This is a genomic window from Streptomyces sp. NPDC037242, assembly GCF_055604165.1.
Genome location: NZ_JBVJUY010000004.1, coordinates 122,284 through 138,295, shown reverse-complemented (window position 1 = coordinate 138,295; position 16,012 = coordinate 122,284). Strand labels below are relative to the sequence as shown.

Genomic DNA, 16,012 nt, shown 5'->3' with positions numbered 1-16,012 from the left:
CCTCCTCTCCTCCCCCAAGGGGGGGGGGTTTCTCTCTCCGCTCCCCCCCCCCCCCCCCCCCCCCCCCCCCCCCCCCCCCCCCCCCCCCCCCCCCCCCCCCCCCCCCCACCCCCTAGCGCTACGCCCGCTACGCCCGCTGCGTGCGGCTGTACTGGGCCAGCCAGGCCGGCAGTTCCGTGAGGTCCGCCAGCACCACGTCGGCGCCGGCCTCGCGCAGCTCGGCCTCCGGGCACGGGCCCGTCGGCACCGTCACGGCCAGCGCACCGGCCGCGCGTGCGCCCCGTACGTCGCCGACGTGGTCGCCGACGTAGATCTGCGCCCCGTGCTCACGCAGCGCGCCCGCCTTGGCCTCCGCCCACAGCCAGCCGATGACCGCGTCCGGCTCGATGCCGAGGTGCTGGAGGTGGAGCTTGGCGTTCGGCTCGTGCTTCGCCGTCACCACGATCGCGCGGCCGCCGAGCGCCCGGACGGCCTCGATCGCCTCGCGGGCCCCGGGCATCGCCGGGGTCGGCTCGATGGCGTATGTGGGATAGATCTCCCGGTAGCGGTCCGCCATGGCCTGGACCTCCGCCTCCGGGAACCAGTTCGCGAGCTCCACGTCCAGCGGCGGACCGAGCCGCGTGACGGCCGCGTCGGCGTCGATGAACGTACCCGTTTCGGACGAAAGCGCCTGGTAGGCGGCCTTGATGCCCGGCCGGGAGTCGATGAGGGTCATATCGAGGTCGAAGCCGACGGTCAGGATCGGGGTGGCGGTGCTCTCGGGGCTCATACCGGCCATTGTCCCGAGCCGGGGAGGAAGCACGGGAACGTAGACTTAGCCTCGCCTTACCGGACAGTGAAATTTGGTGACATGTCAGCCCCCGCCCTCGACGGCCCCGGCGCCGACGCCCCCGTACGGCGTGCCCTGACGCCCCGTCCGACCCGCCCGGGCCGGCGCATCGCGTGGCTGGCGGTCGCATCCGCCGCGCTGCTGTGCGCCGTGCTCCTCAGCCTCGCGGTCGGCGCCCGCTCCATCCCGCCCGGCGAGGTCCTCGACGCGCTGCTGCGCGGCGCGGGCGGCCCCGACGCGGAAGTCGTCCGTACGCTGCGCGTCCCGCGCACGCTCATAGCCCTGATGGTCGGCGCGGCCCTGGCACTCGCCGGGACCGCGCTCCAGGGCCTCACCCGCAACCCGATCGCCGACCCCGGCATCCTCGGCATCAGCCAGGGCGCCGGGGTCGCGGTCGTCTGCGCCATCGCCTTCGCCGGGGTGCACACCCTGACCGGGTACGTGTGGTTCGCCTTCGCCGGCGCCGCGGTCGCCTCGGTCGCCGTGTACGCCGTCGCGTCCAGCGGCCGCGGCGGTGCGACGCCGGTGAAGCTGGCGCTGGGCGGGGCCGCGATCAACGCCCTGCTCGTCTCCGTCACCATGGGCGTCCTGACGACCAAGGCCTCGGCCCTGGACGAGTTCCGCTTCTGGCAGGTCGGCTCGGTGGCCGGGCGCGACTTCCAGGTGGTGCACCAGATCTGGCCGTTCCTGCTGGTCGGAGCAGTGCTGGTGGTGTCCGTGGCGCGCGGCCTGGACGCGCTCGCGCTGGGCGAGGACGTGGCGAAGGGGCTCGGCCAGAACATCGCCGCCGTACGCGTGATCGGCGGGCTGGGGGCCACCGTGCTGACCGGCGCCGGGGTCGCGGCCGCCGGGCCGATCGCGTTCATCGGGCTGGCCGTCCCGCACATCGCTCGGGCGGTCGTCGGCGGCGACCACCGCTGGGTGCTGCCGATGGCCGCGCTGACCGGGCCGGTGATGCTGCTGGTCGCCGATGTCATCGGGCGGGTCGTGGTGCCGCCCGGCGAGGTCCCGGCCGGGGTGATGACCGCGCTGATCGGGGTGCCGTTCCTCGTCACGCTGGTGCGGCGCAAGAAGGTGTCGGCGTGAGCACGGTTCCGCACGGCTACGGGCTGCTCCGCACCCGGCGGGGGTCCTTCCTGCTGCACCGGCGGGCGGCGGCGGTGGCGGTGTCCCTCGGGGCGCTGCTGGCCGCGGTGTGCGTGGTGTACCTGTCGGTCGGGGAGTCCTTCGTCTCCCCCGGCGAGGTCGTGAAGGTGCTGCTGGGGCAGCCGTCCCCCGACGAGCTGGTCGTGGGCACGCTGCGGCTGCCCCGGATGACGGTCGGCCTGCTGGTCGGCCTGGCCTTCGGCATCGCCGGGGCGCTGATCCAGACCGTCGCCCGCAACCCGCTGGCCTCCCCCGACATCATCGGCATCAGCCAGGGCGCGAGCGCGGTCACGGTGGCGGCGCTGACCTTCGGCGTGACCTCGTACGCGGTCCTCCCGTACCTCTCGGTGCTCGGCGGGATCGTCGCGGCCGCCCTCGTGTACGTCTTCGCGTGGCGGGGCGGGCTGCACGCCACGCGCTTCGTGCTCATCGGCATCGGCTTCGCCATCGCCCTGCGGTCGGTGACGACCCTGCTGATGACCAAGGGCGACTACCTGGTGGCGCAGCAGGCGCAGATCTGGATGACCGGGTCCCTCAACGGCCGCGGCTGGGACGTCGCGGGCCCGCTGGCGTGGGTGCTGGCGGCGCTGCTGCCGGGGGTGCTGTGGGCGGCGCGGGCGCAGCGCTCGGTCTCCCTGGACGACGACACGGCCACGGCCCTGGGCGTGCGGCTGGGCCGGGTCCGGCTGGGGCTGGTCGCACTGGGCGTGGTGCTGGCCTCGGTCGCCACGGGCGCGGCCGGGCCGGTGGACTTCGTCGCGCTGCTGGCGCCGCAGATCGCCCGCCGGATGACGCGGACCGCGCAGATCCCGCTGCTGTCCTCGGCGCTGACGGGTGCGGTGATCGTGGTCCTCGGCGATCTGCTGGCGCGCCGGCTGCTGTCACCGACCGAACTCCCGGTGGGCGTGCTGACGGCCGCCGTCGGGGCCCCGTACCTGATCTGGCTGATCGTACGCAGCCGCACTGGAGGCAAGGCGTGAACACGAGTACCGGCCGCAGCCGGCTTTCCGCGAGCGCGCTGACGCTGGCCTACGAGGACCGGGTGGTCGTGGAGGACCTCGACCTGGCCGTCCCCGACGGGAAGGTCACGGTGATCGTCGGCCCGAACGCCTGCGGCAAGTCGACGACGCTGCGGGCCCTGGGACGGTTGCTGAAGCCCCGCTCGGGTGCGGTCCTGCTGGACGGGGCGGCGCTGTCCTCGCTGCCGACGCGCAGGATCGCGCAGACGATCGGGCTGCTCCCGCAGTCCCCGGTCGCCCCGGAGGCGATCACGGTCGCGGACCTGGTGGCCCGGGGCCGCCAGCCGCACCAGCACTGGTGGCAGCAGTGGTCGGAGGCGGACGAGCGGGCGGTCGTCGAGGCGATGGCCCGTACGTCGGTGGCGGACCTGGCGGACCGTCCGGTGGACGCGCTGTCGGGCGGGCAGCGCCAGCGGGTGTGGATCGCGATGGCGCTGGCGCAGGACACGGACCTGCTGCTGCTCGACGAACCGACGACCTTCCTCGACATCGCCCACCAGGTGGAGGTGCTGGACCTGGTCCGGCGCCTCAACCACGACCGCGGGCGCACGGTGGTGGCCGTGCTGCACGACCTGAACCAGGCCGCCCGGTACGCGGACCACCTCGTCGCGATGAAGGCGGGCCGGGTGGTCGCCGAGGGCCCGCCGGCGTCGGTGGTGACGGCGGACCTGGTCCGCGAGGTCTTCGGCCTCGACTCGGTCGTCATCCCGGACCCGGTGACCGGCTCCCCCCTGGTGGTCCCGTCGTCCCCGTGGGCTCCTGCTCTTTGACGCGTGCCTCGCACCGCTCGGCGCCGGGGCGCCTCCCGGGCTTCTGCCCGCTGCGCCGGACTCCGTCCGTCGAGGGTTCCCCCCGGGCCGGCCGTGTACCACCGGCTGTACGGGTATTCCTGCTTCCGCGTCAGGAGACCCGGCGGCGGGAGCGCCACAGGAGGTACAGCGCCGAGGCGAGGGCCGCGCCGCGGGCCAGCCACGGCCACATGCCGTGGAAGGCCTCGCCCAGCGCGTCGTCGGCCAGCGCCTCGCCCCAGCGGCCGTTCAGCCGCCCCCACAGCCACACCACCGCGCTCGCGAACACCGCCCCGGGCAGGCCGAAGACCACCCACTTGCGCTCGGCCGGCCCCAGCACCCGCGAGGCGTAGGCGAGCAGCCAGCCCGCCGCGAGCAGCATCCAGTACCCGGTGACCGCGCCCGCCACCAGCGAGGCCGCCGCCAGCAGCAGGAACGCGTGCGGCCTGGGCCGCGCCGCGGCGGCGGCCGGCTCCGGCTCGGGGGCGGCGGCCGCGGCCTTCGCACGCCGCCGCTCGCGCAAGTACCGTACGAGGCCCTGCCGCTCGGCGGCCCGGCCGGCTTCCGGCTCCGGCTCCGCGCCCGGCTCCGCCGCGTCCTTCCCGGGCGCGTCCTTCCCGAGCCCGTCCTTCCCGGGCCCGTCCTTCCCCGGCGGTGCCTTGCGCAGGTCCGGGAACTCCAGCCCGCCCGCGAAGCCCTCGACCTGCGGACCGTCGCCGTACGGCCCCGGGGCGACCCGCCACCAGTCGGGCTCCGCCGTCTCGGAGTCGCCGAGTTCGTCGAGCCCGGCCAGGTGCGGCGGCGCGGGCGCGGTGTCCGCGGGGCGCGGCGGGGGAACCTTGTCGGGAGCGGCCCGGCGCCGGCCGCGCTGGGTCGGCACCGCGGGCCCCGACTGCTCGGGCACGGACCCGCCCGTCGGCGCGGGCCGCGCGCCCAGCGTGTCCAGGACCTCCTCCGGACTGCCGATCCGGTCCAGGATCCGGCGTACCGCGGCCGGAGTCTCCGGGTCGTACTTGGCGCGCCGACGGTCGATCTCGTCCCGCAACCCCGCCACCAGCCGCATCCGGTCGCCCGAGGACAGCTGCCGCCGCTGCGCCAAGTCCCCGACCCGGCTCAGATATTCGTAGACCAGATGGTCGCTCTCGATCCCCACGCCCCGGCTCCTCCCGTACCTCCTGAGCCGAAGGTAGCGCGTGCGCCCGTGGAGCTGCCGCGGGCGCAGCGGATACCGTTGGCCGGATGGGGACCGGCCGACGAACCGGCCGACGTGACCAGGAGGCGACGACCGTGCCTGACCCGAGCACTGCGGGAAGCGCCCCGCGCTCCCTCGCCGAGGCGCTGCGCGCCCGCGACGACGCGGCGCTCGCCGCCCTGCTGCACGCGCGCCCGGACCTGCTGAACCCGGTACCGGGGGACGTGACGCAGCTGGCCACCCGGGCCGGCACCCGCGCCTCGGTGGTCCGGGCGCTGGACCGCCTGGACCGGTTCGCCCTGCAGACGGCCGAGGCCCTCGCGGTCGCCCCGGACCCCTGCCCGTACCCGGTGCTGGAGTCGCTGCTGACGGGCCACCAGGGCTCGTACGCCGGGGAGAGCGCGGCCCGCGCCGCGCTCCCGCCGGCGCTGGGCGTACTGCGCGACCAGGCCCTGGTCTGGGGCGACGAGGACCGGCTGCGCCTGGTGCGCACCGCCCGCGAGCTCCTCGCCCCGTCGGCCGGGCGGCCCTCCCCCACCGGGCTCGGTCCGACCGTCGCCGAGGCCACCGCCGGGATGTCGCCGACCCGGATCCAGGAGATCGTGGTGGCCGCCGGGCTGCCCGCCACGCACGACGCAGTGTCCGCCGTGACCGCGCTGACCGGGCTGTTCACCGACCCCGCGCGGATGTCGGCGCTGCTCGACGAGGCCCCGGCCGAGGCCCACCAGGTGCTGGGCCGGCTCGTGTGGGGGCCGCCGTACGGGGAGGTGACCCCGAGCCCGACCCCGCCCGTGCGCTGGCTGCGCGACCGGGGGCTGCTGCTGCCCGCCTCGGCACGGACCGTCGTACTGCCGCGCGAGGTGGCGCTGCACCTGCGCGGCGGGCTCGCCCACCGCACCCCGGAGCCGGTGGCGCCACAGGTGGCCGCGCACCGCGAGCACCGTCCACAGCTTGTGGACGCGAACGCGGCCGGGCAGGCGCTGGCCGCCCTGTCCACCGTCGAGGAACTGGTGAAGTCCTGGGAGCACACCGGTCCGCCGGTGCTGCGGGCCGGCGGGCTGTCCGTACGCGATCTGAAGCGGGCCGCGTCCGCCCTGGACACCACCGAGCCGTCGGCGGCGTTCTGGATCGAACTGGCCTACGCGGCCGGGCTGCTGGCCAGCGACGGTGAGGCGGACGAGCGGTACGCGCCCACCCCCGCCTTCGACGACTGGTGCGAACTGCCGCCCGCCGAGCGGTGGTCGGCGCTGGCCGCGGCCTGGCTGCCCGCGACCCGTACCGCCGGGCTCGTCGGCGAGCAGGACAGCAAGGGCCGCACGCTGTCCGCGCTCGGCCCGGAACTGGACCGCTCGGCCGCCCCCGAGGTCCGCAGACGCGTCCTCGAACTCCTCGCCGCGCTCCCCGAAGGCAGCTCCCCGGACCCCGACACGGTCCAGGGCCGCCTCGCGTGGGAGCGCCCGGTGCGCGGTACGAGCGATCTGCGGGCCCGCCTCGCGCAGTGGGCCATGACCGAGGCCGAGGTCCTCGGCGTCACCGGCCGGGGCGCGCTCTCCGCGTTCGGGCGCGCGCTGCTGGAGGAACGCGACCCGGCGCCGATGCTCGCGCCGATGCTGCCCGAGCCGGTGGACCACGTACTGCTCCAGGCCGACCTGACGGCCGTGGCGCCCGGGCCGCTGCGCCGGCCGCTCGGCGACACGCTGGCCGTGCTGGCCGACGTGGAGTCCAAGGGCGGGGCCACCGTGTACCGCTTCACGCCGGGTTCGGTGCGCCGGGCCCTGGACGCCGGGCGCACCGCCGTCGACCTGCACGCCTTCCTCGCCGAGCACAGCCGCACCCCGGTTCCGCAGCCGCTGTCGTACCTCATCGACGACGTGGCGCGGCGGCACGGGCACCTGCGGGTCGGCGCGGCTTCCTCGTACGTGCGCTGCGACGACGACGGCATGCTGAACGAGATCCTGGCCGACAAGCGGTCCGCCGGGCTGGGGCTGCGCCGCCTCGCCCCGACCGTGCTGGCCTCGCAGGCCGATCCGGGTGCGCTGCTCGACGGGCTGCGGGCGATGGGGTACGCGCCGGCCGCGGAATCCCGTACCGGCGACGTGCTCGTGGCGCGGGCCGACGCGCACCGCACCCCGCGGCGCACGGCCCCCGTGCCGGTGCCGGACGGGCCGCCGGTACCGGACGTGAAGCTGCTGGGGGCCGCCGTACGGGCCATCCGCGCGGGCGACCTGGCGGCGACGGCCGTACGCAAGGAACCCGCCGGCGGCGGCGGGGTCCCGGCCCCGGCGCCCGGTGAACTCCCGCGCACCAGCGCGGCGGAGACCCTGGCGACGGTGCAGGCGGCCGCGCTGACCGGCTCGGCGGTGTGGATCGGCTACGTCAACGCCGACGGGGCGGCGAGCCAGCGGGTCATCGCCCCGGTGCGGGTGGAGGGCGGCTTCGTCACCGGGTACGACCACACGGCCGACGAGGTGCGCACGTACCCGCTGCACCGGATCACCGGGGTCGCGGAACTCGCGGAGGACCAGGTGTAGCGGTCGAAAAACGGTGGCGGGCCCGGGCCGGCGGCCCGCACGCTGAGCCCATGCACGAGGTACCGAACCGCCAGATCCGCGCCGCCCACACCGCCACCACCATCACCGTCTACCAGGCGTACGGGCCCCACCTCGGCCAGCCGGCCGCGCGGGACGGCCGCTTCCCGGCGGCCTGGAACCGGGAGCGGATGACCTGGATCAAGCCGTCGTTCCTGTGGATGATGTATCGCTGCGGCTGGGCGGAGAAGGCCGGCCAGGAGACGGTGCTGGCGATCGAGATCACCCGCGCGGGCTTCGATCGGGCACTGCGCGAGGCCTGCCTGTCGCACTACGAGTCCGGCGTGCACGACGACCGGAACGCCTGGAAGAAGTCCCTGCGCGAGACGTCCGCGCGCGTCCAGTGGGACCCGGAGCGCGACCTGCACCTGCAACCGCTGCCGTACCGCTCGCTCCAGCTGGGCCTGTCCGGGCCGTCCTCGCGCGCGTACGCCGACGAGTGGACGCTCTCCATCCGCGATGTGACGCCGCTGGCCCGGGAGGTCCACGGCCTGGTCCGCGCCGGCGAGGACGCGGCGGCGCGCGCCCTGCTGCCGGTGGAGAGCCCGTACCCCGCCGGGCCGTTGGCTCACCTGGGGGCGTAGTCGACCCGGCCGGCGTCGAAGGGCCACGCCTCGGAGAGCCAGTGGGTGACGGCGCGGTACACGGCCCCGTCGAGCGCGGCCCGGTCGGCGCGCACCCAGGAGCTGACGTGCACGCGCCCGGGGTTGTCCTTGGCGGGGTAGATGTAGAGGCATCCGACGACCTCGCTCTCCCCCTCCAGCACGCTGTAGGTGAACCCGCGGCGGTCGGCGAAGTCCCGCGCGTGGCGCACCAGGTCGGCCAGGTTCTCCTCGGCGGACATGCCCTCCAGCGGCGGCCAGGACCGCAGGAAGCCGGGCGTGGCCCGGATGTGCGCGATGCTGCCGCTCCAGGCGGCGAGGTCCCGCTCGTTGTGCTCGGGCCCGAGCGGCTCCAGCCGGAAGCCGTCCCCCTCCAGCCCGCCGGGTGCGTCGAACCCGTCCGGCACGAAGCCGTCCGCCCGGTCCCCGGTCGTACCGCTCTCGTCCATCTCGTCGATCTCGTCACTCATGCCGGGACCATAAGCACCGCCCCGCCCGGCACAGAAGCCGCCCCGCCCGCGCAGCGATACGGCAGACTGGAGGTTTGGCCGTCCGCGTCCGGGCGGCCGTATGCAGGAAGGGACGCACGCCAGGTGAATGGGCCACTCATCGTCCAGAGCGACAAAACCCTCCTTCTGGAGGTCGACCACGAGCTCGCCGGAGCCGCGCGTCGGGCCATCGCGCCCTTCGCCGAGCTGGAGCGGGCTCCCGAGCACATCCACACGTACCGGATCACCCCGCTCGGGCTGTGGAACGCGCGGGCGGCCGGGCACGACGCCGAGCAGGTCGTGGACGCGCTCGTCGAGTTCTCCCGCTACCCGGTCCCGCACGCGCTGCTCGTCGACGTCGCCGAGACCATGGCGCGCTACGGCCGTCTCACCCTGTCCAAGCACCCCGTGCACGGGCTCGTGCTGACCAGCACCGACCGGCCGGTGCTGGAGGAGATCCTGCGGTCCAAGCGGATCACGCCGCTCGTCGGCGCCCGGCTCGACGCCGACACCGTGGCCGTGCACCCCTCCGAGCGCGGGCAGATCAAGCAGACCCTGCTCAAGCTGGGCTGGCCGGCCGAGGACCTCGCCGGGTACGTGGACGGCGAGGCGCACCCGATCGATCTGGCCGAGGACGGCTGGGCGCTGCGGCCGTACCAGCAGCAGGCCGTCGAGGGGTTCTGGCACGGCGGCTCGGGCGTGGTCGTCCTGCCCTGCGGCGCCGGCAAGACGCTGGTCGGCGCGGGTGCCATGGCGATGGCCAAGGCGACCACGCTGATCCTGGTCACGAACACCGTGTCGGCCCGCCAGTGGAAGCACGAGCTGGTCAAGCGGACCTCGCTGACGGAGGAGGAGATCGGCGAGTACTCCGGCACCCGCAAGGAGATCCGGCCCGTCACGATCGCCACGTACCAGGTCCTGACGACGAAGCGGAAGGGTGTCTACCCGCACCTGGAGCTGTTCGACTCCCGGGACTGGGGCCTGATCGTCTACGACGAGGTGCACCTGCTGCCGGCGCCGGTGTTCAAGTTCACCGCCGATCTCCAGGCCCGGCGGCGGCTGGGTCTGACCGCGACGCTGGTGCGCGAGGACGGCCGCGAGTCGGACGTCTTCTCGCTCATCGGGCCGAAGCGGTTCGACGCCCCGTGGAAGGAGATCGAGGCGCAGGGCTACATCGCGCCCGCCGACTGCGTGGAGGTGCGCGTGAACCTCACCGAGTCGGAGCGGCTCGCGTACGCGACCGCCGAGACGGAGGAGAAGTACCGGTTCTGCGCGACGACGGCGACGAAGCGGAAGGTGACCGAGGCGTTGGTGCGCAAGCACCAGGGCGAGCAGACGCTGGTCATCGGGCAGTACATCGACCAGCTCGACGAGCTCGGTGAGCACCTGGACGCGCCGGTCATCAAGGGCGAGACGTCCAACGCGCAGCGCGAGAAGCTCTTCAACGCCTTCCGCGAGGGCGAGATCAGCGTGCTGGTCGTGTCGAAGGTCGCGAACTTCTCCATCGACCTGCCCGAGGCCACGGTCGCCATCCAGGTGTCCGGCACCTTCGGCTCCCGCCAGGAGGAGGCACAGCGGCTGGGCCGGGTGCTGCGTCCGAAGGCGGACGGCCACGAGGCGCGGTTCTACTCGGTCGTCGCGCGCGACACGATCGACCAGGACTTCGCGGCGCACCGCCAGCGCTTCCTGGCCGAACAGGGCTACGCCTACCGGATCATGGACGCGGACGAGCTGCTGGCGAGCGACTGACGGCCACCCGCGGCCGAGGACTACGCTTGCCGTATGACGCACCAGGAGATCTACGAGGTCCTCTTCACGGAGTCGGCGGGCCGCGATCGTGACCGGCTGGAACCCGCGCGCCGCGCCTCCTTCGACAAGGCGCTCGACATCCTGGCCCGCGATCCGTACACGGAGCTGTCCCGGCCGATAGGGGCGGGCGAGCAGGATCGTGAGATCCGGCTCACCTCACAGATCATGGCCGAGTACGTGGTCTCGCGGGGGCGGCTGTTGCTCGTCGTGCTGCGGGTCTTCGACGATGCGGACATCCTCCTCCCCGAGGGGTGACCTCGGGGTCGGGACGCCCGGGAGGCCGGTGGGCGGCGCGGGGGTGCGGCCGCGCGCGGTGCGGGCGAGCAGGGCCGTGAGCAGGGCCGTGAGCAGGGGGACGGACCAGACCCACAGGTGCGGCCAGTCCAGCAGCAGGGCCCGCCCGGTGGCGGGCAGGTGCCGGGACCAGAACTCGGCGGAGGCTTGCGGGAGGACCAGCAGGCCGAGCAGGCCGGTGCCGGCGAAGGCGCCCAGGGCGGTGAGGCCGGCCCGGATGCGGCCGGTCAGCAGCAGGTACGGGATGAGGACCGCCGGGGTCAGGGTGATCCCGGCGGCGGTGCCCAGGGCGAAACCCTTGCCGAGGGCGGCGGTGGGCCGGCGCAGGTCCCACAGGACCAGGCAGGCGAGCGCCAGGTTGATCTGCCCGGACAGCGGGGTCTGGAACACGGGCTCCAGCCACAGCCCCGCGAGGGTGGCGGCCAGGACGGGACCCGGCCGGGCCGGGAGTCCCGCGAGGCGGCAGGACAGCAGGATCAGCAGGGCGAGCAGGCCGGCGTTGCCGAGGACGAGGACGGCCTTCAGTACGCCGAGCGGCAGCCAGGCGGCCGGCGTGAACAGGATCGCCGCGAAGGGCGGGTACGCGGCGGGCGGGCGCCATTCGGCGGCGGAGAAGCCGCGGACGAGGGCGTCGGCCATCGGGATGCGCAGGACGACATGGAGCACGCCCAGGGCGAGCAGCGAGCCCGTGACCAGCGCACCGGCGAGAGGCGACGGCGAGCGGCTGGGGTCGGGGCTCCGGGTCACGGCGTGACCTTAGTGGATCAACGGCGTCCCCTTGTCGGGGTCAGCCGGTATCAGGCCACCGCGCACAGGCGACCGCACACAAGGCGGCACCCCGGAGGGGCAGGGCGGCCACCGGGGGTCAGCGGCGTATGACCCCGGCGTCCTCGGCGTACTCGCCCAGGACGACGACGCTCACGGCGGTCGCGGCGAAGACCCTGGCGGCGTGCAGGACGCTGCCGACGCGGTGGCGCGGGCGGTGGTCGGAGGTGGCGGTCGCGCCTCTCGCGTGGCGACCCTGGACCGGGGTGAAGGTTGCGGTGCTCATGTATCCATGGTGCGTTTTCCTGCCGTCCCGCACATCGCTCTGGGGAGGGAATCCCCGGCCCTCCCGAGTACTACTCCCGGACCATGCCGGCCCCTAGGGCCTCTGCCGCAGGTCTGACACTCCCAGGTATGACCCCCGTACGGGCGCCTGCCCGCGCGGGACTTCCGGCCCGGTAATCCATTCGCGCGCCGCCGCCGCGGTGACTACAATCTCCGCTCTTGCCGCCTCCCGTTGGCCTCACCGGGGAGAGCCGCCCACCGGCCGGAAACCGGCGGGCATGTTCCGTACCGATCGCCGTACCGCGCCGCGTCGTACCGATCACACAGACGATCAGCAGGAGGCAGTTCCGTGCCCGCGCACGCCCACGTCACCGACCCCGCCGCCGACCCCGCCGCCGACCCGGACAACGACCCCCTGGGCCGCGAGCGGGCGCACCTGTCCGCCTCCCGCTCCGCGCTGCGCGCCATGCGCGAGGACGTCGAGGCCCTCGACATCCGCGACGTCACCGCGAACTGGGTCAACGCGATCGTCCTCCAGGCCCAGATCGACGACCGCATCAAGGCACTCGCCGACCTCTCCCACACCCCGCTCTTCTTCGGCCGCCTCGACTACCTCCACGCACCTGGCGCGGAGCTCGCCGAGGGCGCCGAGGGCGAGCAGTTCTACATCGGCCGCCGGCACGTCCACGACGCCGACGGCGACCCGATGGTGATCGACTGGCGCGCGCCCGTCTCCCAGCCGTTCTACCGGGCCTCCAAGGCCGACCCGCAGGACGTCTCGCTGCGCCGCCGCTTCGGCTACACGGGCGGCGAGCTGACGGCGTACGAGGACGAGCACCTCTCGGACCCCTCCGAGGCGGCCGCCGTCAGCAAGCTGCTCCAGCAGGAGATCGAGCGGCCGCGCGTGGGTCCGATGCGCGACATCGTGGCGACGATCCAGCCCGAGCAGGACGAGATCGTCCGCTCCGGCCTGTCCGGGTCCGTCTGCGTCCAGGGCGGCCCCGGCACCGGGAAGACCGCGGTCGGCCTGCACCGCGTCGCGTACCTGCTCTACGCACACCGCGACCGCCTCGCCCGCACGGGCACGCTGGTCATCGGGCCGAACCGTTCCTTCCTGCACTACATCGAGCAGGTCCTGCCCGCGCTCGGCGAGCTGGAGGTCAAGCAGGCCACCGTCGACGACCTCGTCGCGCGCGAGGGCCTGGAGGTACGCGGCACCGACGCGGCCGCGACCGCCGTGGTCAAGGGCGACGCCCGGATGGCGCAGGTGCTGCGCCGCGCGGTGCGCTCGCACGTCACCCTGCCCGTCGAACCGCTGATGGTGGTCCGCGGCTCGCGCCGCTGGCGGGTGCCGGCGTACGAGCTGGAGGAGATCGTCGCCGAGCTCCAGAACCGCGACATCCGCTACGGCGCCGCGCGCGACGCGCTGCCGCAGCGGATCGCGCACTCGGTCCTCGTACGGATGGAGCAGGCGGGCGAGGCGCCGGACGACCGCGTGCAGGACGCGGTGGCGCGCAGCGCCGCGGTCAAGGCGGTGGTGAAGGAGGTCTGGCCGCTGGTGGAGCCGGCGAAGCTGGTGCTGCGGCTGCTGGCGGACCCGGAGTTCCTGGCGGCGCACGCGCAGGGGGTGCTGTCCGAGGACGAGCAGAAGCTGCTGCTGTGGGAGAAGCCGGCGCGCAGCGTGAAGTCGGCGAAGTGGTCGGCGGCGGACCTGGTGCTGATCGACGAGGCGGCGGACCTGGTGGAGCGGACGCATTCGCTCGGCCACGTCGTCCTCGACGAGGCGCAGGACCTGTCGCCGATGCAGTACCGGGCGGTGGGGCGGCGCTGCACGACGGGCTCGGCGACGGTGCTGGGCGACCTCGCGCAGGGCACCACCCCGTGGGCCACGCGCAGTTGGGACGAGGCGCTGACGCATCTGGGCAAGCCGGAGGCGGTGCTGGAGGAGCTGAGGGCCGGTTTCCGCGTGCCGCGCGAGGTCATCGCGTACGCGTCCCGGCTGCTGCCGGCCATCTCCCCGGATCTGGCCCCGGTCTCCTCGGTCCGTGAGACCCCGGGCTCGCTGGTCGTCTCGCCGGTCGCCGAGCCGGCGGACCTGACGGCCGCGGCGCTGGAGGCCTGCCGGGCCTCGCTCGCGCACGAGGGCTCGATCGGGCTGATCGCGGCGGACGCGCGGGTTCCGGCGCTGGCCGAGGCGCTGGTGGCGGCGGGCCTGCCGTACCTGGCGCCCGGCGAGGAGACGACGGCCGAGTCGCGGCTGACGCTCGTGCCGGCCTCGCTGGCGAAGGGTCTGGAGTACGACTACGTCGTACTGGACGAGCCGTCGGCGATCGTGGACGGCGAGCCCGACGAACGCACCGGGCTGCGCCGCCTGTACGTGTGCCTGACCCGGGCCGTCTCGGGCCTGACCCTGCTCCACGCGGCCGCCCTGCCGTCGGCGCTGACCTGACGGCCCCGCTGCGCGGGGCCTCCGGGGACCCCGCGCCGCAAACGCTCCGCCGCAGGAGCAGCCCCGCCGACGGTTGAGGCGCGGGGTCCGGCGCGGAGCCCCGTGGCTGGCCCGCGCGAGGCCGACGCGAGGCCGCACATGGCCGACGCGGGGCCGCACATGGCCGACGCGAGGCCGCACATGGCCGGCGCGAGGCCGACGCGGGCCAGGGTCCGGGGCGGGAGCCCCGCCGGCTCAGGCCAGGGCCGCGCGCCAGTCCGCGACGGCGGCGGCCGAGACGGGGTGGTCCCAGCCGGAGGGGCGGGCCGCGCCGCCGATGTGGAAGGCGTCGATGCCCGCCCCGCGCAGCACCGGCAGGTGGGCGAGGGTCAGGCCCCCGCCGACCAGGATGCGCGCCCCGTAGCCCGGCTCACCGCTGCGCGCCGCCTCCGCGAGCAGCACCGGCAGACCCGCGTCGACGCCCGCCGCCGCGCCGGCCGTCAGGTAGGTGTCCAGTCCGGGCGCGTCCGCGAGGGCCTTGCGCAACTGGTCCCGGTCCGCGGCGCGGTCGATGGCCCGGTGGAAGGTCCAGCGGCAGCCGGCCAGCTCCGCCACGAGGGCCTCGACGGCGGTGAGGTCGGGGCTGCCGTCCGGGTTCAGGAAGCCGAGGACGAACTCCTCGGCCCCCTCCGCGCGCAGTGCCCGCGCCTCCGCGACGAGCAGCTCCAGGTCCGCGGCGGAACCCGCCGAGAAGCCGTCGGCCTTGCGGAGCATCACGCGCAGGGGGATGTCGACCGCCGCCCTGATCGCCGCGAAGGTCTCGCGCGGCGGGGTGAGCCCGTCGGCGGCCATGTCGGCTACCAGTTCGAGGCGGTCGGCCCCACCGGCCTGGGCCGCGATCGCGTCCTCAGCGTCGAGGGCGATCACCTCCAGGAGCGCACGGTTGCTCATGTCATCCCATCCTTCGGAATCTGCTCGTCTGGCCGGTACCGGCCACTACCGGCCGGTTTGGAAAATAGGTCTAGTCCAATGCCAGGGTACGGGCCTTCGCCCGCGCTTCACCAGCACAATCACGCCACCCCCACAATGTGCCCATGGACACCGACCCCGCGCACACCGACACCGCGGCCCTCCGCGCCCGCTGGCACGCGACCGCGTCCGCCGCGGGCGCCGACCGCGACCCCGCGCCCTACGCCGACCGGCTGCTGACCGCCTGGGCGGAGCCGCAGCGCAGGTACCACACCACCGCGCACCTGGCCGACGTACTCGCACGGATCGACGTACTGGCGGACCATGCCGCGGACCCCGCAGCCGTGGAGCTCGCGGCCTGGTTCCACGACGCCGTCTACCGCCCCGACCGCTCCGAGAACGAGGAGCGCAGCGCGGCCCTGGCCGAGCGCGCCCTGCCCGAGCTCGGCGTCGACGCCGCCCGCACCGCCGAGGTGGCCCGGCTGGTGCGGCTCACCGTCACCCACGACCCCGCCCCGGGCGACACCGACGGCGAGGTGCTCTGCGACGCGGACCTGGCCGTCCTGGCCGGCGCCCCGGACGCGTACGCGGCGTACGCGGCGGCCGTGCGCGCCGAGTACGGCTTCGTCCCCGACGAGGCGTTCCGCGCCGGGCGCGCCGCCGTGCTGCGCCAGCTGCTCGCCCTGCCCCGCCTCTTCCGCACCCCGTACGGCACCGCGCACTGGGAGGCCCCGGCCCGCGCGAACCTCGCGGCGGAGCTCGCGCAGCTGGCGGAGGCCGCAGAAGCGGACCCCGCGGGAATGTGATCGC

Annotated in this window: 15 protein-coding genes; 9 read left to right on the top strand and 6 right to left on the bottom strand. The window is 74.9% G+C overall.

Translation table 11 applies throughout. The features are described 5' to 3' along the window. Positions 1-127 precede the first annotated feature (127 nt). On the bottom strand, positions 128-778 hold the full coding sequence (locus ACZ7GJ_RS07465; protein WP_470750201.1) for an HAD family hydrolase: 651 nt from the start codon (positions 776-778) through the stop codon (positions 128-130). Positions 779-850: 72 nt separating this feature from the next. Between ACZ7GJ_RS07465 and ACZ7GJ_RS07460 the strand changes: the two genes are divergently transcribed. The 3 genes from ACZ7GJ_RS07460 to ACZ7GJ_RS07450 are packed head-to-tail and all read left to right on the top strand — an operon-like array spanning position 851 to position 3,764. Then, positions 851-1,915 carry a FecCD family ABC transporter permease gene (locus ACZ7GJ_RS07460; RefSeq protein ID WP_470750200.1) on the top strand — a complete coding sequence of 355 codons (1,065 nt, stop codon included), beginning with the start codon at positions 851-853 and terminating at the stop codon, positions 1,913-1,915. Continuing rightward, positions 1,912-2,955: a FecCD family ABC transporter permease gene (locus tag ACZ7GJ_RS07455; protein WP_470750199.1), complete on the top strand. Its 1,044-nt coding sequence runs from the start codon at positions 1,912-1,914 to the stop codon at positions 2,953-2,955. Before ACZ7GJ_RS07460 ends, ACZ7GJ_RS07455 begins: the two co-directional genes overlap by 4 nt. Beyond that, positions 2,952-3,764: an ABC transporter ATP-binding protein gene (locus ACZ7GJ_RS07450; RefSeq protein WP_470750198.1), complete on the top strand. Its 813-nt coding sequence runs from the start codon at positions 2,952-2,954 to the stop codon at positions 3,762-3,764. Before ACZ7GJ_RS07455 ends, ACZ7GJ_RS07450 begins: the two co-directional genes overlap by 4 nt. Positions 3,765-3,894: 130 nt before the next feature. On the opposite strand, the gene ACZ7GJ_RS07445 is transcribed toward ACZ7GJ_RS07450, so the two are convergent. After that, entirely contained in the window at positions 3,895-4,935 is a 1,041-nt protein-coding gene (locus tag ACZ7GJ_RS07445) for a hypothetical protein (RefSeq protein WP_470750197.1), read from the bottom strand. 86 nt (positions 4,936-5,021) lie between these two features. Here ACZ7GJ_RS07445 and ACZ7GJ_RS07440 point away from each other — a divergent pair, with 86 nt between their 5' ends. Together ACZ7GJ_RS07440 and ACZ7GJ_RS07435 are read left to right on the top strand one after the other, a co-directional pair. Beyond that, positions 5,022-7,505: a helicase C-terminal domain-containing protein gene (locus ACZ7GJ_RS07440; protein ID WP_470750196.1), complete on the top strand. Its 2,484-nt coding sequence runs from the start codon at positions 5,022-5,024 to the stop codon at positions 7,503-7,505. A gap of 50 nt (positions 7,506-7,555) precedes the next feature. Further along, complete coding sequence (locus ACZ7GJ_RS07435; protein ID WP_470750195.1) at positions 7,556-8,146, top strand: DUF4291 domain-containing protein; 591 nt, start codon at positions 7,556-7,558, stop codon at positions 8,144-8,146. Here the strand turns inward: ACZ7GJ_RS07435 and ACZ7GJ_RS07430 are convergent. Then, a complete protein-coding gene (locus ACZ7GJ_RS07430) occupies positions 8,131-8,634 on the bottom strand; it encodes a GNAT family N-acetyltransferase (RefSeq protein WP_470750194.1) in 504 nt (167 codons plus the stop codon). The two genes, ACZ7GJ_RS07435 and ACZ7GJ_RS07430, sit on opposite strands and share 16 nt — an antisense overlap. A gap of 123 nt (positions 8,635-8,757) precedes the next feature. On the opposite strand from ACZ7GJ_RS07430, the gene ACZ7GJ_RS07425 reads away from it, so the two are divergent. Both ACZ7GJ_RS07425 and ACZ7GJ_RS07420 read left to right on the top strand, forming a co-directional pair. Continuing rightward, a complete protein-coding gene (locus ACZ7GJ_RS07425; protein WP_365925273.1) occupies positions 8,758-10,401 on the top strand; it encodes a DNA repair helicase XPB in 1,644 nt (547 codons plus the stop codon). Positions 10,402-10,434: 33 nt separating this feature from the next. Next, positions 10,435-10,716, top strand: a complete 282-nt coding sequence (locus ACZ7GJ_RS07420) for a hypothetical protein (protein ID WP_470750193.1) — start codon at positions 10,435-10,437, stop codon at positions 10,714-10,716. On the opposite strand, the gene ACZ7GJ_RS07415 is transcribed toward ACZ7GJ_RS07420, so the two are convergent. Further along, positions 10,618-11,502, bottom strand: a complete 885-nt coding sequence (locus ACZ7GJ_RS07415) for a glycosyltransferase family 87 protein (protein WP_470750192.1) — start codon at positions 11,500-11,502, stop codon at positions 10,618-10,620. The two genes, ACZ7GJ_RS07420 and ACZ7GJ_RS07415, sit on opposite strands and share 99 nt — an antisense overlap. Positions 11,503-11,620: 118 nt before the next feature. Further along, entirely contained in the window at positions 11,621-11,806 is a 186-nt protein-coding gene (locus ACZ7GJ_RS07410; protein WP_365925267.1) for a hypothetical protein, read from the bottom strand. A gap of 465 nt (positions 11,807-12,271) precedes the next feature. Here ACZ7GJ_RS07410 and ACZ7GJ_RS07405 point away from each other — a divergent pair, with 465 nt between their 5' ends. Further along, the gene (locus ACZ7GJ_RS07405) at positions 12,272-14,254 is read left to right on the top strand and encodes a HelD family protein (RefSeq protein ID WP_470750339.1); all 1,983 of its coding nucleotides are present in this window, start codon (positions 12,272-12,274) and stop codon (positions 14,252-14,254) included. 234 nt (positions 14,255-14,488) lie between these two features. Here the strand turns inward: ACZ7GJ_RS07405 and ACZ7GJ_RS07400 are convergent, their stop codons facing one another. Then, positions 14,489-15,184 (bottom strand): copper homeostasis protein CutC, encoded by a 696-nt coding sequence (locus tag ACZ7GJ_RS07400; RefSeq protein WP_470750191.1) that lies wholly within the window; start codon positions 15,182-15,184, stop codon positions 14,489-14,491. A gap of 143 nt (positions 15,185-15,327) precedes the next feature. Here ACZ7GJ_RS07400 and ACZ7GJ_RS07395 point away from each other — a divergent pair, with 143 nt between their 5' ends. Next, positions 15,328-16,008, top strand: a complete 681-nt coding sequence (locus tag ACZ7GJ_RS07395; protein WP_470750190.1) for an HD domain-containing protein — start codon at positions 15,328-15,330, stop codon at positions 16,006-16,008. Positions 16,009-16,012: the final 4 nt, after the last annotated feature.